Source organism: Enterobacter sp. KB-221C9 (assembly GCF_041320715.1).
GTDB lineage: Bacteria > Pseudomonadota > Gammaproteobacteria > Enterobacterales > Enterobacteriaceae > Enterobacter > Enterobacter asburiae_D.
This window is the reverse complement of record NZ_JBGIWG010000004.1, coordinates 291,956-314,151: the sequence shown is the minus strand read 5'-3', so window position 1 is coordinate 314,151 and position 22,196 is coordinate 291,956. Positions and strand designations below refer to the sequence as shown.

Below are 22,196 nucleotides of genomic sequence, written 5' to 3'. Positions count from 1 at the left end.
GTGGGAGAGGGTTAGGGTGAGGGCACCAGACCGCACAATCCCCCTAAACCGCACAATACATCACCCAACAATCCCCCAACATTCACAATCATTAGCTATTATGGTTTCCGGAAAAATAATCACTCAACTAACGATTCCTGAAACTAATGACAAAAACAACCCAAGGGCTTAGCCCCGCGCTCATCCTTTTAATGTCCGTGGCAACGGGTCTGGCAGTCGCCAGCAACTATTACGCGCAGCCTCTTCTCGACACCATCGCCCGCGCGTTCAATCTCTCCGCCAGCTCCGCAGGCTTTATCGTCACCGCTGCACAGCTGGGCTATGCCGCCGGGCTGCTGTTCCTGGTGCCGCTCGGCGATATGTTTGAACGCCGAATGCTGATCGTCTCCATGACCCTGCTGGCTGCCGGTGGGATGCTGATCACCGCCAGCAGCCAGTCGTTAACAATGATGATCGTCGGTACCGCGCTAACGGGGCTGTTCTCCGTGGTGGCGCAAATCCTGGTTCCGCTCGCCGCGACCCTCGCCTCCCCGGAAAAACGCGGCAAGGTGGTGGGCACCATCATGAGCGGCCTGCTGCTGGGGATTTTGCTGGCGCGTACCGTTGCAGGACTGCTGGCAAGCCTGGGCGGCTGGCGCACCGTATACTGGGTGGCGAGCGTGCTGATGGTCGTCATGGCGCTGGCGCTGTGGCGCGGGCTGCCAAAGGTGAAGCAGGAAAACCACCTGAACTATCCTCAGCTGCTGGCCTCTGTTTTCAGTCTGTTCACCCAGGATAAGCTTCTGCGCACCCGCGCCCTGCTGGGCTGCTTCACCTTCGCTAACTTCAGCATCCTGTGGACGTCGATGGCGTTTCTGCTGGCCGCGCCGCCGTTCAATTATTCCGAAGGGGTGATTGGCCTGTTCGGCCTGGCCGGCGCCGCAGGGGCACTGGGCGCGCGTCCCGCAGGCGGGCTGGCCGACAAGGGCAAATCCCACCTGACCACCTCCGCAGGGCTGGTTTTACTTCTGCTCTCCTGGGCGGCGATCTGGTACGGACACATTTCGGTGCTGGCGCTGATCGTCGGTATCCTGGTACTCGATCTCACCGTACAGGGCGTTCACATCACCAATCAGACCGTCATCTATCGCGTGAAGCCAGAGGCGCGTAACCGCCTGACGGCAGGATACATGACCAGCTACTTCATTGGCGGCGCTGCGGGTTCGCTCATTTCAGCATCGGCGTGGCAGCATGCAGGCTGGTCGGGGGTATGTGCGATTGGCGCCATCGTCGCCACCCTTAACCTGCTAGTATGGTGGCGCGGCTACCATCGTCAGGATGCAATTAACTAAGATTTACATTGCGTTGGCCTCTTAGGGTGTTAAGAGGCCCTTCACTCTGTTAATGTAAACGCAATCATTTATCCCAGAAATTTTAATGTGGGTGACATATTTACAATCGGCATGAATAGTTCAGACCCCCGTCCTCACATCCTCTCTTCAGCGGGTTCACACCCTACGCTTTCTGTGCTCACCGGGTCACGGACTTACCCGGCGCTTTCTGATGGTGACATAAGTTTGGCGGATATAACCGCACAAATAATTCATTTACATTATTTGTCACTATCGTTACTATATCGGCTGTAATTAATGAGGTTATGCCCAAATGGATAGTTCGTTTACGCCCATTGAACAAATGCTTAAATTCCGCGCCAGTCGCCATGAGGACTTCCCGTATCAGGAAATCCTGCTGACCCGCCTGTGCATGCACATGCAGGGTAAGCTACTGGAAAACCGTAATAAAATGCTGAAAGCTCAAGGGATTAACGAGACGTTGTTTATGGCGTTGATTACGCTGGAGTCTCAGGAAAATCACAGCATTCAGCCTTCCGAACTGAGCTGCGCGCTGGGCTCCTCCCGTACCAATGCGACCCGAATTGCCGATGAACTCGAAAAGCGTGGCTGGATTGAGCGCCGTGAAAGCGACAACGATCGCCGCTGCCTGCATCTGCAACTGACCGATAAAGGTCACCAGTTCCTGCGCGAGGTGCTGCCACCTCAGCACAATTGCCTGCACAAACTCTGGTCTGCCCTCAGCACCGCCGAGCGCGACCAGCTTGAGCACATCACTCGCAAGCTGCTCACCCGTCTGGACCAGATGGATGAAGACGGCGCCGTTCTTGAGGCGCTGCGCTAACGCGACGACACGCTCACCATTCCAGATTCATAAGAAAACCGACAGGCCAGCACGTCACACTGCTGGCCTTTCTGACGACAGGTCGGCTCAGCCGATGTGAAAATAAGAAGATCGTGGAGAACTACAATGAGCGCAAATGCGGAGAGCACTACCCCGCAGCAGCCGGGCAACAAGAAAGGCAAACGTAAGAGCGCCCTTCTTCTGTTGACCTTGCTCTTTATCATTATTGCCGTGGCATATGGGATCTATTGGTTTTTAGTACTGCGTCATGCTGAAGAGACTGACGACGCGTACGTGGCAGGGAACCAGGTACAAATTATGGCGCAGGTGTCGGGCAGCGTGACGAAAGTCTGGGCTGACAATACCGACTTTGTGCAAAAAGGCGATGTGTTGGTGACCCTCGATCCAACCGACGCCCAGCAGGCGTTTGAAAAAGCACAGACCGCGCTGGCCTCCAGCGTCCGTCAGACCCGCCAGCTGATGATCAACAGCAAACAGCTGCAGGCCAACATCGACGTGCAGAAAACGGCGCTGGCGCAGGCGCAAAGCGACCTGAACCGCCGCGTTCCGCTCGGCACGGCTAACCTGATTGGCCGTGAAGAGCTGCAGCACGCACGCGATGCCGTTGCCAGCGCTCAGGCACAGCTGGATGTGGCCATTCAACAGTACAACGCCAACCAGGCGATGGTGCTGGGCACCAGCCTGGAAAACCAGCCCGCCGTACAGCAGTCGGCGACCGAAGTACGCAACGCGTGGCTTGCCCTGCAGCGTACCAAAATCGTCAGCCCGATGACCGGCTACGTCTCCCGTCGTTCCGTCCAGCCTGGGGCGCAGATTAGCCCAACCACGCCGCTGATGGCGGTCGTGCCGGCAGACAATCTGTGGGTAGACGCCAACTTTAAAGAGACGCAGCTTGCCCATATGCGTATCGGCCAGACCGCGACGGTCGTCAGCGACATCTACGGCGATGACGTGAAGTACACCGGGAAAGTGGTCGGCCTGGATATGGGGACCGGCAGCGCCTTCTCCCTGCTGCCTGCGCAAAACGCCACCGGTAACTGGATCAAAGTGGTTCAGCGTCTGCCTGTGCGTATTGAGCTGGATTCCAAACAGCTGGCGGATCACCCGCTGCGTATCGGCCTCTCTACGCTGGTGACGGTCGACACCGCCAACCGCGACGGTCAGATCCTGGCAAGCCAGGTGCGTAGCAGCCCGGCTTATGAAAGTAACGCCCGTGAAATTAGCCTCGATCCGGTCAACAAGCTGATCGATGACATCGTGAAGGCAAACGCCGGTTAATCCGAAGGTGAGCGTTATGCAACAGCAAAAGCCGCAAAAACCGCTGGAAGGCGCGCAGCTGGTCATTATGACCATCGCGCTGTCGCTGGCGACATTCATGCAGGTGCTGGACTCCACCATCGCAAACGTGGCGATCCCGACCATCGCCGGTAACCTTGGCTCGTCGCTGAGCCAGGGAACCTGGGTCATTACCTCGTTTGGGGTGGCAAACGCCATCTCCATTCCGATTACCGGCTGGCTGGCAAAGCGCGTCGGTGAAGTGAAGCTGTTCCTCTGGTCGACGGTATTGTTCGTTCTTGCCTCCTGGGCGTGCGGCATGTCCAGCAGCCTGACGATGCTGATCTTCTTCCGCGTTATTCAGGGGATTGTGGCCGGGCCGTTGATTCCGCTGTCGCAGAGTTTACTGCTGAACAACTACCCGCCCGCCAAGCGCTCGATTGCGCTGGCGCTGTGGTCGATGACCGTGATTGTCGCCCCGATTTGCGGGCCTATCTTAGGCGGCTATATCAGCGACAACTATCACTGGGGCTGGATCTTCTTCATCAACGTACCGATTGGCGCCATCGTGGTAATGATGACGCTCCAGTCGCTGCGCGGCAGAGAAACCCGGACGGAACAGCGGCGCATCGACGCCATTGGTCTGGCACTGCTGGTTGTCGGCATCGGTAGCCTGCAGGTCATGCTCGACCAGGGCAAAGAGCTGGACTGGTTCAACTCACGGGAGATCATCATCCTGACGATTGTCGCGGTGGTGTCGCTGAGCTTCCTGATTGTCTGGGAGCTGACGGACGATAACCCGATAGTCGACCTGTCGCTATTTAAGTCGCGAAACTTCACCATAGGCTGTCTGTGTATCAGCCTCGCCTATATGCTCTACTTCGGCGCGATTGTACTGCTGCCGCAGCTGTTGCAGGAGGTATACGGCTACACCGCAACCTGGGCAGGATTAGCCTCGGCGCCGGTTGGATTGATTCCGGTTCTGCTGTCGCCGATCATTGGGCGCTTCGCCCACAAGCTCGACATGCGCCGTCTGGTGACGTTCAGCTTTATCATGTACGCCGTGTGCTTCTACTGGCGCGCGTATACGTTCGAACCGGGAATGGACTTTGGCGCCTCCGCGTGGCCGCAGTTTATTCAGGGCTTTGCCGTGGCGTGTTTCTTTATGCCACTGACCACCATCACGCTTTCCGGTTTACCGCCTGAGCGCATGGCGGCGGCATCGAGCCTGTCGAACTTTACGCGAACGCTGGCGGGCTCGATTGGTACGTCGATCACCACCACCCTGTGGACGAACCGTGAATCGATGCACCATGCGCAGCTGACCGAAGCGGTGAATCCGTTCAACCCGAACTCTCAGCAGATGTACAGCCAGTTGCAGGGAATGGGCATGACGGAGCAGCAGGCGTCAGGGTGGATTGCCCAGCAGATCACCAACCAGGGGCTGATTATCTCGGCCAACGAGATTTTCTGGATATCGGCGGGGATCTTTATCGTCCTGCTGGGGCTGGTGTGGTTTGCTAAACCACCGTTTGGTGCCGGTAGCGGCGGCGGTGGCGCGCACTAGTCCTGTGCTCAGGATGCCGGGTGGCGGCTACGCTTACCCGGTCTACGCTTACCGGGCCGCCATCCGTAGGCCCGGTAAGCATAGCGCCACCGGGCATCTACAGGCTCAATACTAGATGTGCAGTTCCTGCAGTTTTTCTTTTGGCAGGGCCAGCTCTTCGTTGCTGTTCACGCGAACATCACGCTCGATGATGTGACGCGCGATTTCCTGCGCTTCTTCCAGAGAGTGCATCTGGTAGGTCCCGCACTGGTAAACGTTCAGCTCAGGGATCTGGTTCTGCTCTTTCACCTTCAGCACGTCTTCCATCGCCGCTTTCCACGCATCCGCGACGCGCTTCTCGTCAGGCACGCCAATCAGGCTCATGTAGAAACCGGTACGGCAGCCCATCGGAGAGATATCGATGATCTCAACGCCGTTGCCGTTCAGGTGGTCACGCATGAAGCCAGCGAACAGGTGTTCCAGGGTATGAATGCCTTTCTCAGGCATCACTTCTTTATTTGGCACGCAGAAACGCAGATCGAAGACGGTGATCGTGTCGCCGTGCGGGGTGTGCATGGTCTTCGCCACGCGAACTGCAGGTGCTTCCATACGGGTATGGTCGACAGTAAAGCTATCTAATAACGGCATACGTCACCTCCGATAGTGATTTTTTTTAAAATAAACTGAACTCTTCTACAGAATGCGCGTCTGAGTATATGAAAGACGCGCATTTGTTATCATCATCCCTGAATTCAGAGATGTATATTTTGGCCACAGCGATGTGGCCTTTTTCTTTTCTGCTTAAGCCTGCTTCGCCAGAAAAGCCTCAAACGACTCGGTATCCGCCGCTTCAACCTCTTTCTGACGCATAACGGACGCATCGCGTTCCGCTACAAAATCCGCTTCGCTCAGCACTTCTAACGGCTCCTGCATCAGCATCTCACGGTACTCCGCTGAGAGTGAACGCCCCGTGCCGCCAATGCCCTGATCGATCATAGAACGCAGAATGCGTGCTGAGAACGTCAGTTCCGGATTATCAAAACTTTCCACCAGCCGATCGCAGATCTGTTGATACGCGTCGCCGCCGTCGATGCTGTCCATTGTCCGGGCAACACGCTTCAGGTCGCGGAACAGATCTTTGCCGACTTTGGTCAGCGGGAACTGTGCTGTTTCACAGCCGATACCCAGCGTCAGACCCGGTTTACGCCCTTCCAGAATCACGCGGTTCCAGTTTGTACGGGTGCAGAGCAGTTCGTCTGAGCTCATTTCCGGCGCATCCGCCAGCACGCACCAGACCATAAACAGATCCAGGAAGCGAATCTGCTGTTCATCAACGCCAATCGGTGAGAATGGGTTGATATCCAGCGAGCGTACTTCAATGTATTCAATCCCGCCGCGCTGCAGCGCATCCGACGGGGTTTCACCGCTGCGCGTTACGCGCTTAGGACGAATAGGCGCATACAGCTCGTTTTCAATCTGCAGCACGTTGGTGTTGATTTGCAGGCGCTTGCCGTCTTTTTCGAGGCCGATTTTCTCGTACTCTTCCGACGGGGTTTTGATCGCCCGCTTCAATCCTGCCACATATTCGTGCAATTCGTTAAACGTAATACCGAGATTGCTTTGCGATTTATTGGTATAACCGAGATCGCTAAGGCGCAGAGAGGTGGCGTACGGGAGATAGTACATTCCGCACTCGGTCTTCTCGAACGGCAGCGTGGTCGGTTTCCCCTGCAGGAACGAAGAACAGATCGCCGGGGAGGCACCAAACAAATACGGGATCACCCAGCCGAAACGGTAATAGTTGCGGATCAGGCGGAAATAACCTTCAGAGATCGCGTCTTTATCCGTTTCACCGCATTTCGCCTGCCAGAACGCCATTGGCAGCGAGAAGTTGTAATGCACGCCAGAGATGGTCTGCATCAACGCGCCGTAGCGGTTTTTCAGCCCTTCGCGATAGAGCGTTTTCAGCCGACCGATATTTGACGTGCCGTACTGCGCCAGCTCAATCTCCTGGCCCTGCTCGATATAGCACGGCATGCTGAGGGGCCACATACGCTCGTCGCCCATGTTGCGCGCGGTGTAGCGATGGATATCGCGCATGATCGTCAGCATATGATCAATATCACCCTCTACTGGCGTGATGAACTCCAGCAGTGCTTCAGCGAAATCGGTTGTGATCCATTTATGTGTCAGCGCCGAGCCTAACGCCTTCGGGTGACCCGTCGTCGCTAAGCTACCGTCCGCGTTAACGCGCAGCGTTTCACGCTCAAGACCACGCTGAATACCCTTCAATGCCTGAGGGTGGTTTTCCAGCCAGGCCAGCGCCTGAGATACGTCCGGGATCAAATTGACCTCCCGCCTGTCAAAGTAATGTTACTCAGCATAATTGTAATGGTTGACGATTGAAGGTCGCGTATTCATTCCACCAATTAGTGCCACCACGTCATACCCTGTAGTGTTGCCCACGCCACGAGAACATAGCGCAACGCCTTGCCAAGGCACAAAAAAAAGAGCACCGGTCCCCAGGAGATGCGCATCCATCCCGCCAGCAGACACAGTAAATCGCCTATTACAGGCATCCAGCTTAATAACAGCGTGGCAGCGCCATAGCGTTTTAGCCAGCCGACTGCCTTTTCCTGCCAGCGCGATTTTTCGCGCAGCGGAAAGAAACGCCCAAGAATAACGTTAGTCAGCCCTCCAAGGCTATTACCCATTGTTGCTATTAATACAAGCAGCCAGGGCTGACTCACGCCGGACAACAGCATCGCCACCAGCACCACTTCCGAATTTCCCGGTAACAGCGTGGCGCTTAAAAAACTGCTGGCGAATAATGAGGCGAGTGACAGCGCGTCACTCACAGCAAGCGCACATCCACCGCATCCATTCCGGCATCACGCGCGGCCTGGATACCGAAATCGGCATCTTCAAACACGACACATTTTGCCGCCGGGACGCCCATTAACTCTGCGCAAAGCAGGAAGGTATCCGGTGCGGGCTTGTGATGTTTAACATGATCGGCGGCGACCACGGCAGAAAAATAGTGGCGCAGGCCAAGATGGTTGAGTAATGCCTCAGCGATCGCACTTTCGCTACCCGTTCCTACCGACATCGGACGACGCCCGTGCCACTCTTTTACCACATCAATCAGCGGCAAAGGGCGTACGGTATCTAAAAGCATGGCTTTTACCGCATCGGTTTTTTCGCGCGCGAGCAGGTGCGGGTCGAGATCGGCCTGATTCAGTTCAATCACGGCCTGTGCAATACGCCAGGTGGGGGATCCGTTGAGGGCAATCATCGCCTGAAGATCGAAACGCATACCGTAGCGGCCCAGGACGTCAGTCCAGGCTTGACGATGCGTGGGTTCGGTATCCAGGAGAGTGCCATCCATATCGAAGATCAAACCGTCATACTGTGCGTACATCGTGCTCTCGCTAAACGATTAACAAAGCATTACTTTATCGTAAATGGTGATTTTTGTCGCTGATTGAGAGTGTGATTGCTGACGGAACGTCGAAGGAATAAACAAAGAAGGAGAAGATGGTGCATCCGGGAGGATTCGAACCTCCGACCGCTCGGTTCGTAGCCGAGTACTCTATCCAGCTGAGCTACGGATGCATCAGGGAACTACTTTCAGAAATAATAATGGTGCATCCGGGAGGATTCGAACCTCCGACCGCTCGGTTCGTAGCCGAGTACTCTATCCAGCTGAGCTACGGATGCATCAGGGTACTGCTTTCAGAAATAGTAAATGGTGCATCCGGGAGGATTCGAACCTCCGACCGCTCGGTTCGTAGCCGAGTACTCTATCCAGCTGAGCTACGGATGCATCGGGATTTACTACTGTACTGCTCGATATTCATATCACTTCTAAAGCAATATGAAGTAATAGATGGTGCATCCGGGAGGATTCGAACCTCCGACCGCTCGGTTCGTAGCCGAGTACTCTATCCAGCTGAGCTACGGATGCAAAATGGCGGTGAGGCGGGGATTCGAACCCCGGATGCAGCTTTTGACCGCATACTCCCTTAGCAGGGGAGCGCCTTCAGCCTCTCGGCCACCTCACCACACAACGCCTCTTTCGAGTGCTTCGAGTTACTCGTTAAGAGCTTCTCGTCGCTGCGTGGCGCATATATTACTTTCTGGGACTTATAAGTCAAACAATTTTCCAAAAGCTTTTATCGTTTGCACAAATCACACGCAATTCGCATGTAAAAGCCGCAAAGAGGGTGTTTTATAAGCGGATTTTGCAGGCATTTTCACAGAAAACCTATGCAGAATTGACGGCGTAAAGGCGAGTTTAGGGTAACCGAGTGGTTAAAAAGAGAGCGATTGAAATTAAACGGTAACGTTGAGCAGGAAAAATGACAGGAGGGTTGCGTCTCGCCCGACAGCGAGACGCGACAATATCAGTAACTGGACTGCTGGGATTTTTCAGCCTGGATACGCTGGTAGATCTCTTCACGGTGGACAGATACTTCTTTAGGAGCGTTAACACCAATACGTACCTGGTTACCCTTTACCCCTAAAACTGTCACGGTGACCTCATCCCCAATCATGAGGGTCTCACCAACTCGACGAGTCAGAATCAGCATTCTTTGCTCCTTGAAAGATTAAAAGAGTCGGGTCTCTTGTATCCCGGCATTATCCATCATATAACGCCAAAAAGTAAGCGATGACAAACACGTAAAGTGTAAGCAGTCACGGCATCACATTCTGTTAAACGTAAGTTTAGCCGATATACACAAACTCAACCTGACTTTATCGTTATCGATAGCACAGTGAACAAGACGCCATAACGTTACCGCTATGGCGTCTGCTTGTGCTTTGTAGTTATTACAGTTTCGCGCTTACCCAGCTTTCAACGCTGGCCAAAGCTTGCGGAAGTGCCGCCGCATCCGTACCACCGGCTTGCGCCATGTCAGGACGACCGCCCCCCTTGCCGCCCACCTGCTGAGCGACCATACCAATCAGTTCCCCTGCTTTTACGCGGTCGGTCACATCCTTAGAGACGCCCGCAATCAGAGAAACCTTACCTTCTGCCACTGTCGCCAGCACGATAACGGTAGAACCAAGCTGGTTCTTGAGATCGTCGACCATAGTACGCAGCATCTTAGGCTCAACGCCCGCCAGATCGCTGACAAGCAGTTTGACGCCCTTAATGTCTACAGCCTTGCTGGAGAGGTTTGCACTCTCCTGCGCCGCAGCCTGCTCTTTCAGCTGCTGCAGCTCTTTTTCCAGCTGACGCGTGCGATCCAGCGCAACGCGCACTTTCTCGCCCAGGTTCTGGCTATCGCCTTTCAGCAGCTGCGCGATGTCGTGCAGCTGATCGCTCTGCGCATGCAGGCTGGCAATCGCACCTTCACCGGTCACCGCTTCAATACGACGCACACCTGCCGCCGTACCCGACTCGGAAACAATGCGGAACAGGCCGATGTCACCGGTGCGCGATGCGTGCGTACCGCCGCACAGCTCGGTAGAGAAGTCGCCCATGCTCAGCACGCGAACGCGGTCGTCATACTTCTCACCAAACAGCGCCATCGCACCTTTTTTCTTCGCGTCCTCGAGTTCCATAATATGGGTCTCGATTGGCAGGTTACGGCGGATCTGCGCGTTCACCAGATCTTCCACCGCGCGGATTTCAGACGGTTTCATCGCTTCAAAATGCGAGAAGTCGAAACGCAGCACTTTGTCGTTAACCAGAGAACCTTTCTGTGCAACGTGGGTACCGAGCACGTCGCGCAGGGCAGCATGCATCAGGTGGGTTGCAGAGTGGTTCAGACGAATGCGCGCGCGGCGAGCTTCATCCACGTTAGCCTGTACGCCCTCGCCCACTTTCAGAGAACCGGAAACCAGTTTGCCCTGGTGACCAATCGCCTGACCGTATTTCTGGGTGTCGCTGACGCTGAAGCTGAAACCGTTGCCTTTCAGTTCGCCCTTATCGCCAACCTGGCCGCCGGATTCCGCATAGAACGGCGTTTTGTCCAGAATGACAACCGCATCCTGACCCGCGCTGATGCTGTCTACGGCTTTACCGTCAACAAACAGGGCGGTCACTTTGCCGGTCAGTTCCAGCGCGTCATAACCTTTGAATTCTGACGCGCTATCAACGCGGATCATCGCGTTGTAGTCCGCACCGAAACCGCTGGATTCACGCGCACGACGACGCTGCTCTTCCATCGCGGCTTCGAAGCCCGCTTCGTCAACTTTGATGTTGCGCTCGCGGCAAACGTCCGCCGTCAGGTCAACCGGGAAGCCGTAGGTGTCGTACAGGCGGAAAGCGGTTTCGCCATCCAGCGTGTCGCCCTTAAGTTTCGCCAGCTCTTCGTCCAGCAGCGCCAGACCGCGCTCCAGTGTACGCGCAAACTGCTCTTCTTCGGTTTTCAGAACCTGCTCTACCTGCGCCTGCTGGCGTTTCAGCTCATCACCGGCCGCACCCATCACGCCAATCAGTGGCCCAACGAGTTTATAGAAGAAGGTGTCCTTCGCGCCCAGCATGTTGCCGTGACGGATGGCACGACGAATGATACGACGCAGCACGTAGCCACGGTTTTCATTCGACGGGATAACGCCGTCGGCAATCAGGAACGCACAGGAACGAATGTGGTCCGCGATAACGCGCAGCGATTTGTTGTTCAGGTCGGTCGCGCCGGTAACGTTCGCAACGGCTTTGATCAGGGTGCTGAACAGGTCAATTTCGTAGTTGGAGTTAACGTGCTGCAGAACCGCGGCAATACGCTCCAGGCCCATACCGGTATCGACGGAAGGCTTCGGCAGCGGCTCCATCGTACCGTCGGCCTGACGGTTGAACTGCATGAACACGATGTTCCAGATCTCAATGTAGCGATCGCCGTCTTCTTCCGGGCTGCCCGGAGGGCCACCCCAGATGTGGTCGCCGTGGTCGTAGAAGATCTCGGTGCACGGACCGCAAGGGCCGGTATCACCCATCTGCCAGAAGTTATCAGACGCGTATGGCGCGCCTTTGTTATCACCGATGCGAATAATACGCTCGCGCGGGATCCCGACTTCTTTTTCCCAGATTTCGTAGGCTTCGTCATCGGTTTCATAGACGGTAACCCACAGACGCTCTTTCGGCAGGTTGAACCAGTTTTCACCGGTCAGCAGTTCCCACGCATATTGAATGGCATCGTGTTTGAAGTAGTCGCCGAAGCTGAAGTTACCCAGCATTTCGAAGAACGTATGGTGACGCGCGGTGTAACCGACGTTTTCCAGGTCGTTGTGTTTACCGCCCGCACGCACGCAACGCTGTGAGGTTGTGGCGCGGGAATAATTACGCTTGTCGAGACCAAGGAACACATCCTTGAACTGGTTCATCCCGGCGTTGGTAAACAGCAGAGTCGGATCGTTGTTCGGTACCAGGGAGCTGCTGGCAACAACCTGGTGTCCCTTACTATGGAAAAAATCGAGAAACGCCTGACGGATCTCAGCGGTGCTCTTGCTCATAATTATCCTGAAATCAAGCTAACGAAATGTCGTAGCCAGCCTGTATCGGTAAACCGTTGGACAGACCAGCTACTGGAAAAAGTGGGAATAAGATAAGTTTTCTTTAGTGGGAAGTAAAATCCCGCATGCGTTCAATCGGCAAAATTACGCCAGATATCCTGAATATCTTCCATCAGAAAGCCGCGGTAGAGCAAAAAGCGCTGGATTTTGACTTTTTCTGAAAATTCACGCGGCAGCGGTTCGCCGTATTTACGAATCGCCTGTTCTCTGGCCAGCTCGCACCAGTCAATATCGCATTCGCGCATCGCTTTTTCGATGGATTCCCGGGCCACCCCTTTCTGGTTCAGCTCCTGCCGGATGCGCGCGGGCCCGTATCCTTTACGGCCTCGGCTGGCGAGAAACCGTGAGGCAAAACGCTCGTCATCGAGATAGTGATGCTCATAGCACCAGGCAATCACGCGATCATAATCTTCCGCGGTGGCGTCAATCTCTTCCGGCCCGTTTTTACTCATCACCGGAGCCGACAGTTTTCGCCGCAGCTCCTGTTCACTGTGGTCACGAACGGCCAGGATGCGCACCGCACGGTCCAGTAAGCGTGCATACGCGGGTCGACGTGTTGTCGGTTCACTCATAAAAAACCTGCTGATTCAGAAATGCAAAAAGGGCCGCATCAGCAGCCCTTCATTTTTAAACGAAAGAATTAAAAGTCTTCGTTAGTTTCTTCAGCATCCGCGGCATCGACCACGAAATCAGGTTTGGAGTCCTGGTTGTTCAGCAGAAGCTCACGCACCTTCTTCTCAATCTCTTTCGCTGCAGCCGGGTTCTCTTTCAGCCAGGAGATCGCGTTCGCTTTACCCTGACCAATCTTGTCACCGTTGTAGCTGTACCAGGCGCCCGCTTTTTCAATCAGCTTCTCTTTCACGCCCAGGTCAACCAGCTCGCCGAGGAAGTTGATCCCTTCGCCGTAGAGGATCTGGAACTCAGCCTGTTTGAACGGCGCGGCGATTTTGTTCTTCACAACCTTCACGCGGGTTTCGCTACCCACCACGTTCTCGCCCTCTTTCACCGCGCCGATACGGCGGATATCCAGACGGACAGAGGCGTAGAATTTCAGTGCGTTACCACCGGTAGTGGTTTCCGGGTTACCGAACATCACACCAATTTTCATACGGATCTGGTTGATGAAGATCAGCAGCGTGTTGGACTGCTTCAGGTTACCCGCCAGCTTACGCATCGCCTGGCTCATCATACGTGCCGCGAGGCCCATGTGGGAGTCACCGATTTCACCTTCAATTTCGGCTTTTGGCGTCAGTGCGGCAACGGAGTCGACCACGATAACGTCAACGGCACCAGAACGCGCCAGCGCGTCACAAATTTCCAGCGCTTGCTCACCGGTGTCCGGCTGAGAACACAGCAGGTTGTCGATATCCACGCCCAGCTTGCGGGCATAAACAGGGTCCAGCGCGTGCTCGGCATCGATAAACGCACAGGTTTTACCTCCGCGCTGTGCCGCGGCAATCACCTGCAGCGTCAGGGTGGTTTTACCGGAGGACTCTGGCCCGTAGATTTCTACGATACGGCCCATAGGCAGACCGCCAGCGCCCAGCGCGATATCCAGAGAAAGCGAACCGGTGGAGATGGTTTCCACATCCATGGAACGGTCTTCACCCAGGCGCATGATGGAGCCTTTACCGAATTGCTTTTCGATCTGGCCCAGTGCTGCCGCCAACGCTTTCTGTTTGTTTTCGTCGATAGCCATTATTACTCCTGTCATGCCGGGAGAAGCGACTGTGCTTCACCGTGGATTTCTGTTCTGTTGGTGCAATTATACTGTATGGTCATACAGTATCAAGTGTTTTGTAGAAATTGTTGCCAGAGCGTTTTTAACGCATAAACGGTTGCCTGACGACGCACGCTTTCGCGATCGCCGCTGAAGCACTCCCGGCGGGTGATCCCTTCCCCTTTGGACGTGGCGAACCCAAACCAGACGGTGCCGACAGGCTTCACGTCGCTGCCGCCGTCCGGGCCCGCAATGCCGCTAATGGAAATCGCGTAATCTGCGCGCGCCTCTTTGAGCGCACCGATGGCCATCTCGATCACCACCGGTTCGCTGACCGCACCATGCTGTTCAAGCGTGGATTCGCGCACGCCAATCATCTGTGCTTTAGCTTCGTTACTGTAGGTCACAAAACCGCGTTCAAACCAGGCGGAACTGCCGGCAATATCGGTAATCGCTTTCGCCACCCAGCCGCCGGTGCAGGATTCCGCAGTGGTGATTGTCGCGCCACGCTGCTTCAGCGCAAGGCCAACGATCTCGCTAAGCTGCATCAATTCATGGTCAGTCATTCTCGCTCCAGGCATCAGAAAAACGTGCTGCACAAGATAGCACTTTCTCGTCAGATGTGGGGATGCACTTCAGGTTTTACGAGGGGGCTTCAGAAAAAAGCCGGTACGGACGCACCGGCGGTGGAAGGGTTATTTCATGCTGTCAGCGAGGGTGTTCACATTGTGGCGAAACGCCTTAACGTAGGTGTCTGCCACCCCACCTTTTGCCGACAAAGCTTCGGGGTAAAGCTCGCCCCCAGGCTGCGCGCCCGTCGCCGACGCAATCTGTTTAACCAGACGCGGATCGAGCTGATTTTCCATAAACCAGGTTTTCACGCCGTCGGCTTTGATCTGATTGATAATCTCAGCGACCTGCGCCGCGCTGGCTTCGCTCTCAGACGACAGCCCCTGCGGCGCCATGAACGTCACGCCGTAAGCGCGGCTGAAATAGCCGAACGCGTCATGGCTGGTCAGCACTTTACGCTTCGCCGACGGGATCTGGCTAAAGCGCGTTTTGGCCCAGTTATCAAGCTGGCTAAGCTGCGCGATATACGGTTTACCGGAGGCTTCCAGCGCGGCTTTGTCATCCGGATCGGCTTTCACCAGCCCGTTCAGGATATTTTGCGCATACAGCGCCCCATTTGCCGCGCTGTTCCACGCGTGCGGATCGGTGACGGTTTTGCCGTCCTCTTCCAGAGTGTGGGTTTTCACCCCGGCTGAAGCCACCACCAGCTGCCCCTTAAATCCGGAGGCTTTTACCAGACGGTCAAGCCAGCCTTCCAGCCCCAGGCCGTTCACCACCACCACATCAGCCTTGCTCAGGGCCGCGCTGTCTTTCGGCGACGGTTCGAAGGTATGCGGATCGCCGTCCGGCCCGACCAGCGTCGTCACGTTCACATGGTCACCGCCTACCTCCTGCGTGATATCCCCCAGTATCGAAAAGCTGGTCACCACATTCAGCGTTTTCGCCATCACGCCGTGCGACATCATCCCCAGCGCGAGCGCCACTACAAATCCTGTACGTTTCATCGTTTCCCCTTGCGTTAAAAATACGCCCGCAGGCTGCCAGCGAGCCTGCTTCGCGTACCCAATAAAATGGAAATAAAGAACAGCGCGCTGGCGGTGAGCACGATAGATGGCCCGGCCGGTAGACTCATCGCCCAGGAGAGGCTCAACCCCAGCCATGCGCAGAAAATACCGCTGATACCCGCCATCAGGAGTAAGGCAGGTAACGTGCGCACCCAGCAGCGTGCCGCCACGGCCGGAAGCATCATCAGCCCGACGGCCATCAGCGTGCCGAGCACCTGAAAACCGGCCACCAGGTTAAGCACCAGCAGCGCCAGAAACAGTCCGTGCAGCAGGCCAGGCAGCCAGCGGGCGTTCACCTGGAGCCAGGCGGTATCAAACGCTTCTGTAACCAGCCCGCGATAAAACAGCGCCAGCGTAATAAGGGTGAACATACAAACGCCCGTGACAAACAGCGCGGCGTCATTGTCCACGGCGAGGATGGAGCCAAACAGCAGATGCAGCAGATCGACATTTGACCCGCGCAGCGACACCAGCGTGACCCCCAGCGCCAGCGAGCCAAGATAAAACCCGGCAAAGCTCGCATCTTCTTTCAGCGGCGTGCGTCGACTGACCAGACCGGCCAGCAGCGCCACGGTAATTCCCGCGATAAAACCGCCAATACTCATCGCCAGCAGCGACATACCGCTGAGTAAATACCCCACGGCGACACCCGGCAAAATGGCGTGAGAAAGGGCATCGCCCATCAGGCTCATCCGACGCAGCTGAAGAAACACGCCGAGCGCGGTAGTGCTGACGGAGAGCGCCAGGCAAACCACCAGCGCGCGACGCATAAAGCCGTACTCAATAAACGGCTGAAAAAAGAGATGCCAGATCATGCCACCCTCACCCGCTCGGTTTTCCACTGGGGGACGTCAGCATCCAGCCGTAACGTCTGCGGGAAATGGCGCGACACGCGCTCGCTGTCGTGCAGTACCGCGAGCAGCGTTTGCCCCTGCCTATACATCTCCAGCATCAAATCCATCAGCACGTTGCAGGTGGCTTCGTCGACCCCAGTAAAAGGTTCATCCAGCATCACCAGCGGCGCCTGCTGCACCAGGACGCGGGCAAAGAGCATGCGCTGAAACTGACCGCCGGAGAGTTCATCAATGGTGGATAACGCCATGGACTCAAGCCCGACGCGCTCAAGCGCGCTGGCAATGCGCAATCGCGTTTCGCGACGAAACCCGGAAAAAAGCGAAATGCCCGGCCAGCAGCCCATGCTGACGACGTCCTGAACGGTCAGGGGAAACTGCGCCTCCAGCGCGTGACGCTGTGCCAGCCAGCCGATTACCGGGCGCTTACCCTGCCAGCGGAAACCGCCGCTGACGGGAGGAATAAACCCCGCCAGCGTTTTTAGCAGCGTGGATTTCCCGCAGCCGTTAGCGCCGATAATGGCGGTCATGCTTCCGCGCTCAATCGTGCCCGAGAGGGGCCGCGTAACGGGCTGGCGTTCATAACCCGCAACCAGTTCGTTCATCACGATCATGGCAATGCCACCGCCCAGCGCACGGCCAGCCCGATAAAGACAACCAGCACCAGCGCCAGCAAAAGCCGAACCAGAGCAGACAGAGAAAAAAGGGACGTTGACATGTCGACACCACATTAAATGTTATAACATAACAATAATGAAAGGCGATTAAGATGTAAATGGCGGGTTTGAAAAGGGAGTGTGGCGAAATGTTTCTGCAAAACTACCCTCTCCCGTGGGAGAGGGTCAGGGTGAGGGCATAAGGCCGCACCGTGCGTGCAGGCATGCCGGGTGGCGGCGTTGCCTTACCCGGCCTACCCGTCTGAGCAACTTACTGACTAAACGGCGACGCCGCAGGAACGCGCGCCTGCGACACCGCCAGCCCCAGCTGCCACACCGCCATTGCATAGTGGGTGCTGTGGTTATAGCGGGTGATGGCGTAGAAGTTCGGCATGCCGTACCAGTACTGATAACCGGTTCCCACATCCAGACGCAGCAGGCTCACCTGATCAACATTGCCCAGCGGCTGGGTCGGCGTTAAGCCTGCCGCCGTCAGCTGCGCAACGCTGTATTTGGTTTTGAAGCCGTTTTCCAGACCAAAAGCTTCGCCGTTTGCCTGCACCGCAACTTGCCCACCCGGCGTCCAGCCGTGCGCTTTGAAGTAGTTCGCCACGCTGCCGATGGCATCCACCGGATCCCACAGGTTGATGTGGCCGTCGCCGTTAAAGTCGACCGCGTACTGCTTATAGGAGGACGGCATAAACTGGCCGTAGCCCATCGCGCCGGCGAACGACCCTTTCAGATCGAGCGGATCGTCCTGCTCGCTGCGCGCCATCAGCAGGAAGGTTTCCAGCTCGGAAGAGAAATACTCCGCGCGGCGCGGGTAGTTAAAGGAGAGCGTCGCCAGCGCATCCAGGATGCGGGTTTTACCCATCACGCGGCCCCAGCGGGTTTCCACGCCAATAATCCCGACGATGATTTCAGGCGGTACGCCGTACACCTGCCACGCGCGGTTGAGCGCGTCTTCATACTGATTCCAGAACACCACGCCGTTTTGCACGTTGTCCGGGGTAATAAACTGTTTGCGGTAGCGCAGCCACGCGCCGTTCGGCCCGCTCGGCACCTGGGCCGTCGGCGCCTGCCTGTCCATCAGGCGCAGCACGTAGTCCAGACGCTTGGCCTGAGACAAAATTTCGTGCAGCTGCTGTCTGTCAAAGCCGTGTTTGCTCACCATTTTATCGATGAACTGCTCGGCCGCCGGGTTATTCGCGAAGTCGCCGCCCATCTGCATCATATTGTGCTGCGGCTCCAGCAGGAATCCTCCGGAAGGCGCGCCCGCCGTTTGCTGAACGGCTTCGGTCTTAGGTTTGCTACTACAGGCAGACAGCAGAATAAGCGCAGGCAACAGCGCTGCATAACGACGCTTGAACATGAGACATCCATTTAACGGGTTCGATAAGAACCCAGTATGGTAAAGCATCCGCAACACCTCAAGGAAGCGGTACGCACCTCCCCCACGCAAATCCGCGCTTTTTTCCACCGAAAATCATTGCCTCCATCAATAAACTTTCAAAATAATCCATTTTTCTTTCATTGTGAGATCTAATTAACACTTTAAAACCTTTCAAAATGATTATTATTAGCCCAGTCAGACAAAAACAAAAAAGCCCCACAGGAGAGAAGAATGATAGAAACCATCACCCACGGCGCCGAGTGGTTCATCGGGCTGTTTCAGAAAGGCGGAGAAGTGTTCACCGGCATGGTGACCGGGATCCTGCCCCTGCTGATCAGCCTGCTGGTGATCATGAACGCGCTGATCAACTTTATCGGCCAGCAGCGCATTGAACGCTTCGCCCAGCGCTGTGCCGGGAATCCGCTGTCCCGCTACCTGGTACTGCCGTTCATCGGTACCTTCGTGTTCTGTAACCCGATGACCTTAAGCCTCGGTCGCTTCATGCCGGAAAAGTACAAGCCGAGCTACTACGCCGCCGCCTCCTACAGCTGCCATTCCATGAATGGCCTGTTCCCGCACATCAACCCCGGCGAGCTGTTTGTCTATCTCGGGATCGCCAGCGGCCTCACCACCCTTGGCCTTCCGCTCGGCCCGCTGGCGGTGAGCTATCTGCTGGTCGGCCTGGTGACCAACTTCTTCCGCGGCTGGGTGACCGACCTCACCACCGCCATTTTTGAGAAAAAAATGGGCATCCAGCTTGAACAAAAAGTCCATCTTTCAGGAGCCACAGCATGAACCGGATCCGCATTGAAAAAGGCACGGGCGGCTGGGGCGGCCCGCTGGAGTTCGACGCCACCGAAGGCAAAAAGATTGTCTACATCACCGCAGGCACACGCCCGGCGATCGTCGACAGGCTGCGCGAGCTGACCGGCTGGGAAGCGGTCGACGGCTTCAAAGAGGGCGAGCCGCCGGAAGCGGAAATCGGCGTGGCGGTGATCGACTGCGGCGGCACGCTGCGCTGCGGTATCTATCCGAAGCGCCGCATTCCGACGGTGAATATTCACTCCACCGGAAAATCCGGCCCGCTGGCGCAGTACATCCTTGAGGACATTTATGTCTCGGGCGTGAAGGAGGACAACATCACGCTGGTGAACGGGACTCCCGCGCCGCAAAAAGCGGCACCGCGCGAGTACGACACCAGCAAGAAAATCACCGAGCAGAGCGACGGCCTGCTGGCGAAGGTCGGGATGGGCATGGGTTCCGCCGTGGCGGTGCTGTTCCAGTCCGGGCGCGACACCATCGACACGGTGCTGAAAACCATCCTGCCGTTTATGGCGTTCGTCTCGGCGCTGATCGGCATCATCATGGCGTCCGGCCTGGGCGACTGGATTGCCCACGGCCTCGCCCCGCTCGCCAGCCACCCGCTCGGGCTGGTGACGCTGGCGCTGATCTGCTCCTTCCCGCTGCTGTCGCCGTTCCTCGGCCCGGGCGCGGTGATTGCCCAGGTCATCGGCGTGCTGATTGGCGTGCAGATTGGTCTGGGGAACATCCCTCCGCACCTCGCCCTGCCCGCCCTGTTTGCCATTAACGCCCAGGCGGCGTGCGACTTCATCCCCGTTGGGCTGTCGCTGGCCGAAGCGCGCCAGGACACCGTGCGCGTGGGCGTGCCGTCCGTGCTGGTGAGCCGCTTCCTGACGGGCGCGCCGACGGTGCTGATTGCCTGGTTTGTCTCCGGCTTTATTTATCAATAAGAGGTTCCTGCGATGACCGTCATTTACCAGACCACCATTACCCGTATCGGCCAGAGCGCGGCCGACGCGCTGAGCGACCAGATGCTGATCACCTTCCGCGAAGGCGCTCCGGCGGATATCGAAGAGTTTTGTTTTATCCACTGCCACGGCGAGCTGAAGGGCGAGCTGAAGGCAGGAAGCCAGCTGGAGCTGGGCGAGGCGCGCTATGCCGTGACCGCCGTCGGCGACGTGGCCGAGCAAAACCTGCGTGAGCTTGGCCACATCACCCTGCGTTTCGACGGCCAGCCGCAGGCCGAGTATCCCGGTACGGTTCACGTAGCGGGCCCGGTTCCGCAGGCTGTCACCCCAGGCTGCACGTTAAAATTTGTTGCGTAATTAAGGAGAAACACATGAGTCAGGTTGCCGTTGTCATTGGTGGAGGACAAACCTTAGGCGAGTTCCTCTGCCGTGGGCTTGCCGCTGAGGGTTACCGCGTGGCGGTAGTGGACATTCAGAGTGAAAAGGCCGCCCGCGTGGCGGATACCCTCAACACCGAGTTTGGTGAAGGGATGGCGTACGGGTTTGGTGCCGACGCCACCAGCGAGCAGAGCGTGATGGCGCTGGCCCGCGGCGTGGACGAGATTTTTGGGCGTACCGACCTGCTGGTCTACAGCGCGGGGATTGCGAAAGCGGCCTTTATCAGCGATTTCGAACTGGGGGATTTTGACCGCTCGCTGCAGGTGAATCTGGTGGGCTATTTCCTCTGCGCCCGCGAGTTTTCCCGCCTGATGATCCGCGACGGCATTCAGGGGCGCATCATTCAGATCAACTCAAAATCAGGGAAAGTGGGCAGCAAGCACAACTCCGGCTACAGCGCGGCGAAGTTTGGCGGCGTGGGGCTGACGCAGTCTCTGGCGCTGGATCTGGCCGAGTACGGCATTACCGTGCATTCGCTGATGCTGGGCAACCTGCTGAAATCGCCGATGTTCCAGTCCCTGCTGCCGCAGTATGCCACCAAGCTCGGCATCAAGGCTGAGGAAGTGGAGCAGTACTACATCGATAAAGTGCCGCTGAAGCGCGGGTGCGATTATCAGGATGTGCTGAACATGCTGCTGTTTTACGCCAGCCCGAAAGCCTCGTACTGCACCGGGCAGTCGATTAACGTGACGGGTGGGCAGGTCATGTTCTGAGTTCATTCCCCGGTGGCGCTGCGCTTACCGGGGCTACAAATCCCGTAGGCCGGGTAAGGCGCAGCCGCCACCCGGCAATTAAAGGAGTCGATATGGTAACCGCACTCATCACCGTCGCCGCCCTCGCCTGGATTTGCCAGATGGCGTTTGGCGGCTGGCAGATCCACCAGTTTAACCGCGCGTTTGATGCCCTGTGCCAGAAAGGTCGCGTCGGGGTCGGGCGTTCCGGCGGACGCTTCAAACCGCGCGTGGTCGTCGCCGTTGCGCTGGATGAAAACAATAACGTCTGCGATTCACTCATTATGCGCGGCATGACGGTGTTTGCCCGACCGGTGAAAATCCAGGCAATCAACGGCATTTCGCTGCAGGAATTACGGCCTGATGTGATCTTTCCCCATGATCCACTCTGTCAGAATGCACTATCATTAGCGCTTAATCTGAAACATGGATAATTTCGTTGTGAAAGCTATAGACTTGCGAAATT

At 56.6% G+C, this 22,196-nt stretch carries 22 protein-coding genes and 5 tRNA genes; 9 read left to right on the top strand and 18 right to left on the bottom strand.

Annotated features, from left to right (window positions below):
• Positions 1–146 precede the first annotated feature (146 nt).
• From AB8846_RS07700 to emrB, 4 genes are all read left to right on the top strand, one after another.
• Positions 147–1,331, top strand: a complete 1,185-nt coding sequence (locus AB8846_RS07700; protein WP_045889178.1) for an MFS transporter — start codon at positions 147–149, stop codon at positions 1,329–1,331.
• Positions 1,332–1,644: 313 nt separating this feature from the next.
• The gene (gene mprA, locus AB8846_RS07695; RefSeq protein ID WP_023308933.1) at positions 1,645–2,175 is read left to right on the top strand and encodes a transcriptional repressor MprA; all 531 of its coding nucleotides are present in this window, start codon (positions 1,645–1,647) and stop codon (positions 2,173–2,175) included.
• Positions 2,176–2,301: 126 nt separating this feature from the next.
• A complete protein-coding gene (gene emrA / locus AB8846_RS07690; RefSeq protein ID WP_370732432.1) occupies positions 2,302–3,474 on the top strand; it encodes a multidrug efflux MFS transporter periplasmic adaptor subunit EmrA in 1,173 nt (390 codons plus the stop codon).
• A 16-nt stretch (positions 3,475–3,490) separates the two neighbouring features.
• On the top strand, positions 3,491–5,038 hold the full coding sequence (gene emrB, locus AB8846_RS07685; RefSeq protein ID WP_063144179.1) for a multidrug efflux MFS transporter permease subunit EmrB: 1,548 nt from the start codon (positions 3,491–3,493) through the stop codon (positions 5,036–5,038).
• A gap of 111 nt (positions 5,039–5,149) precedes the next feature.
• Here emrB and luxS read toward each other — a convergent pair whose 3' ends face one another.
• The 18 genes from luxS to mltB form a co-directional block, all read right to left on the bottom strand.
• Positions 5,150–5,665 carry an S-ribosylhomocysteine lyase gene (luxS, locus tag AB8846_RS07680; protein ID WP_047646219.1) on the bottom strand — a complete coding sequence of 172 codons (516 nt, stop codon included), beginning with the start codon at positions 5,663–5,665 and terminating at the stop codon, positions 5,150–5,152.
• A gap of 153 nt (positions 5,666–5,818) precedes the next feature.
• Complete coding sequence (gene gshA / locus AB8846_RS07675; RefSeq protein ID WP_331411463.1) at positions 5,819–7,363, bottom strand: glutamate--cysteine ligase; 1,545 nt, start codon at positions 7,361–7,363, stop codon at positions 5,819–5,821.
• Between the two features lie 83 nt (positions 7,364–7,446).
• The gene (locus tag AB8846_RS07670) at positions 7,447–7,875 is read right to left on the bottom strand and encodes a YqaA family protein (protein ID WP_008499541.1); all 429 of its coding nucleotides are present in this window, start codon (positions 7,873–7,875) and stop codon (positions 7,447–7,449) included.
• On the bottom strand, positions 7,872–8,438 hold the full coding sequence (gene yqaB, locus AB8846_RS07665; protein ID WP_032648006.1) for a fructose-1-phosphate/6-phosphogluconate phosphatase: 567 nt from the start codon (positions 8,436–8,438) through the stop codon (positions 7,872–7,874). The genes AB8846_RS07670 and yqaB overlap by 4 nt, the downstream gene beginning before the upstream one ends.
• A gap of 117 nt (positions 8,439–8,555) precedes the next feature.
• Positions 8,556–8,632, bottom strand: a tRNA-Arg gene (locus AB8846_RS07660).
• Between the two features lie 28 nt (positions 8,633–8,660).
• A tRNA-Arg gene (locus tag AB8846_RS07655) sits at positions 8,661–8,737 on the bottom strand.
• A 29-nt stretch (positions 8,738–8,766) separates the two neighbouring features.
• Positions 8,767–8,843, bottom strand: a tRNA-Arg gene (locus tag AB8846_RS07650).
• Between the two features lie 64 nt (positions 8,844–8,907).
• A tRNA-Arg gene (locus AB8846_RS07645) sits at positions 8,908–8,984 on the bottom strand.
• Positions 8,985–8,988: 4 nt separating this feature from the next.
• Positions 8,989–9,081 (bottom strand) — tRNA-Ser (locus tag AB8846_RS07640).
• A 342-nt stretch (positions 9,082–9,423) separates the two neighbouring features.
• Complete coding sequence (gene csrA / locus AB8846_RS07635; protein ID WP_000906486.1) at positions 9,424–9,609, bottom strand: carbon storage regulator CsrA; 186 nt, start codon at positions 9,607–9,609, stop codon at positions 9,424–9,426.
• 241 nt (positions 9,610–9,850) lie between these two features.
• Positions 9,851–12,478 carry an alanine--tRNA ligase gene (gene alaS, locus AB8846_RS07630; RefSeq protein WP_045888112.1) on the bottom strand — a complete coding sequence of 876 codons (2,628 nt, stop codon included), beginning with the start codon at positions 12,476–12,478 and terminating at the stop codon, positions 9,851–9,853.
• 131 nt (positions 12,479–12,609) lie between these two features.
• Positions 12,610–13,110 (bottom strand): recombination regulator RecX, encoded by a 501-nt coding sequence (gene recX, locus AB8846_RS07625; RefSeq protein WP_213328624.1) that lies wholly within the window; start codon positions 13,108–13,110, stop codon positions 12,610–12,612.
• A 68-nt stretch (positions 13,111–13,178) separates the two neighbouring features.
• Complete coding sequence (gene recA, locus AB8846_RS07620) at positions 13,179–14,237, bottom strand: recombinase RecA (protein WP_370732431.1); 1,059 nt, start codon at positions 14,235–14,237, stop codon at positions 13,179–13,181.
• A gap of 89 nt (positions 14,238–14,326) precedes the next feature.
• Positions 14,327–14,824 carry a nicotinamide-nucleotide amidase gene (gene pncC, locus AB8846_RS07615; protein ID WP_023308944.1) on the bottom strand — a complete coding sequence of 166 codons (498 nt, stop codon included), beginning with the start codon at positions 14,822–14,824 and terminating at the stop codon, positions 14,327–14,329.
• Between the two features lie 129 nt (positions 14,825–14,953).
• Entirely contained in the window at positions 14,954–15,832 is an 879-nt protein-coding gene (locus tag AB8846_RS07610) for a metal ABC transporter substrate-binding protein (protein ID WP_370732430.1), read from the bottom strand.
• A gap of 14 nt (positions 15,833–15,846) precedes the next feature.
• Positions 15,847–16,707 carry a metal ABC transporter permease gene (locus tag AB8846_RS07605; protein ID WP_039263400.1) on the bottom strand — a complete coding sequence of 287 codons (861 nt, stop codon included), beginning with the start codon at positions 16,705–16,707 and terminating at the stop codon, positions 15,847–15,849.
• On the bottom strand, positions 16,704–17,357 hold the full coding sequence (locus tag AB8846_RS07600) for a metal ABC transporter ATP-binding protein (RefSeq protein ID WP_370732429.1): 654 nt from the start codon (positions 17,355–17,357) through the stop codon (positions 16,704–16,706). The genes AB8846_RS07605 and AB8846_RS07600 overlap by 4 nt, the downstream gene beginning before the upstream one ends.
• Before the next feature lie 313 nt (positions 17,358–17,670).
• Entirely contained in the window at positions 17,671–18,771 is a 1,101-nt protein-coding gene (gene mltB / locus AB8846_RS07595; RefSeq protein ID WP_201283073.1) for a lytic murein transglycosylase B, read from the bottom strand.
• 252 nt (positions 18,772–19,023) lie between these two features.
• Between mltB and srlA the strand changes: the two genes are divergently transcribed.
• The 5 genes from srlA to gutM all read left to right on the top strand — a co-directional run bounded on the left by srlA (position 19,024) and on the right by gutM (position 22,164).
• Positions 19,024–19,587 (top strand): PTS glucitol/sorbitol transporter subunit IIC, encoded by a 564-nt coding sequence (gene srlA, locus AB8846_RS07590; RefSeq protein ID WP_023333189.1) that lies wholly within the window; start codon positions 19,024–19,026, stop codon positions 19,585–19,587.
• Complete coding sequence (locus AB8846_RS07585; protein ID WP_063144185.1) at positions 19,584–20,543, top strand: PTS glucitol/sorbitol transporter subunit IIB; 960 nt, start codon at positions 19,584–19,586, stop codon at positions 20,541–20,543. The genes srlA and AB8846_RS07585 overlap by 4 nt, the downstream gene beginning before the upstream one ends.
• 12 nt (positions 20,544–20,555) lie before the next feature.
• On the top strand, positions 20,556–20,918 hold the full coding sequence (gene srlB, locus AB8846_RS07580; protein ID WP_023308951.1) for a PTS glucitol/sorbitol transporter subunit IIA: 363 nt from the start codon (positions 20,556–20,558) through the stop codon (positions 20,916–20,918).
• 14 nt (positions 20,919–20,932) lie between these two features.
• Positions 20,933–21,712, top strand: a complete 780-nt coding sequence (srlD, locus tag AB8846_RS07575) for a sorbitol-6-phosphate dehydrogenase (protein WP_063144187.1) — start codon at positions 20,933–20,935, stop codon at positions 21,710–21,712.
• 92 nt (positions 21,713–21,804) lie between these two features.
• Positions 21,805–22,164 carry a transcriptional regulator GutM gene (gutM, locus tag AB8846_RS07570; RefSeq protein ID WP_045286053.1) on the top strand — a complete coding sequence of 120 codons (360 nt, stop codon included), beginning with the start codon at positions 21,805–21,807 and terminating at the stop codon, positions 22,162–22,164.
• The last annotated feature ends 32 nt before the right edge of the window (positions 22,165–22,196 follow it).

Excerpts from the sequence above, each read along its gene's own strand:
- recA (WP_370732431.1), bottom strand. The coding sequence starts at position 14,237 with ATGGCTATCGACGAAAACAAACAGAAAGCGTTGGCGGCAGCACTGGGC.
- AB8846_RS07600 (WP_370732429.1), bottom strand. The coding sequence starts at position 17,357 with ATGATCGTGATGAACGAACTGGTTGCGGGTTATGAACGCCAGCCCGTT.
- yqaB (WP_032648006.1), bottom strand. The coding sequence starts at position 8,438 with ATGTACGCACAGTATGACGGTTTGATCTTCGATATGGATGGCACTCTC.
- AB8846_RS07605 (WP_039263400.1), bottom strand. The coding sequence starts at position 16,707 with ATGATCTGGCATCTCTTTTTTCAGCCGTTTATTGAGTACGGCTTTATG.
- pncC (WP_023308944.1), bottom strand. The coding sequence starts at position 14,824 with ATGACTGACCATGAATTGATGCAGCTTAGCGAGATCGTTGGCCTTGCG.
- gutM (WP_045286053.1), top strand. The coding sequence starts at position 21,805 with ATGGTAACCGCACTCATCACCGTCGCCGCCCTCGCCTGGATTTGCCAG.
- AB8846_RS07610 (WP_370732430.1), bottom strand. The coding sequence starts at position 15,832 with ATGAAACGTACAGGATTTGTAGTGGCGCTCGCGCTGGGGATGATGTCG.
- srlA (WP_023333189.1), top strand. The coding sequence starts at position 19,024 with ATGATAGAAACCATCACCCACGGCGCCGAGTGGTTCATCGGGCTGTTT.
- emrA (WP_370732432.1), top strand. The coding sequence starts at position 2,302 with ATGAGCGCAAATGCGGAGAGCACTACCCCGCAGCAGCCGGGCAACAAG.
- AB8846_RS07585 (WP_063144185.1), top strand. The coding sequence starts at position 19,584 with ATGAACCGGATCCGCATTGAAAAAGGCACGGGCGGCTGGGGCGGCCCG.
- mltB (WP_201283073.1), bottom strand. The coding sequence starts at position 18,771 with ATGTTCAAGCGTCGTTATGCAGCGCTGTTGCCTGCGCTTATTCTGCTG.
- mprA (WP_023308933.1), top strand. The coding sequence starts at position 1,645 with ATGGATAGTTCGTTTACGCCCATTGAACAAATGCTTAAATTCCGCGCC.
- srlD (WP_063144187.1), top strand. The coding sequence starts at position 20,933 with ATGAGTCAGGTTGCCGTTGTCATTGGTGGAGGACAAACCTTAGGCGAG.
- emrB (WP_063144179.1), top strand. The coding sequence starts at position 3,491 with ATGCAACAGCAAAAGCCGCAAAAACCGCTGGAAGGCGCGCAGCTGGTC.
- csrA (WP_000906486.1), bottom strand. The coding sequence starts at position 9,609 with ATGCTGATTCTGACTCGTCGAGTTGGTGAGACCCTCATGATTGGGGAT.
- alaS (WP_045888112.1), bottom strand. The coding sequence starts at position 12,478 with ATGAGCAAGAGCACCGCTGAGATCCGTCAGGCGTTTCTCGATTTTTTC.
- recX (WP_213328624.1), bottom strand. The coding sequence starts at position 13,110 with ATGAGTGAACCGACAACACGTCGACCCGCGTATGCACGCTTACTGGAC.
- srlB (WP_023308951.1), top strand. The coding sequence starts at position 20,556 with ATGACCGTCATTTACCAGACCACCATTACCCGTATCGGCCAGAGCGCG.
- luxS (WP_047646219.1), bottom strand. The coding sequence starts at position 5,665 with ATGCCGTTATTAGATAGCTTTACTGTCGACCATACCCGTATGGAAGCA.
- AB8846_RS07700 (WP_045889178.1), top strand. The coding sequence starts at position 147 with ATGACAAAAACAACCCAAGGGCTTAGCCCCGCGCTCATCCTTTTAATG.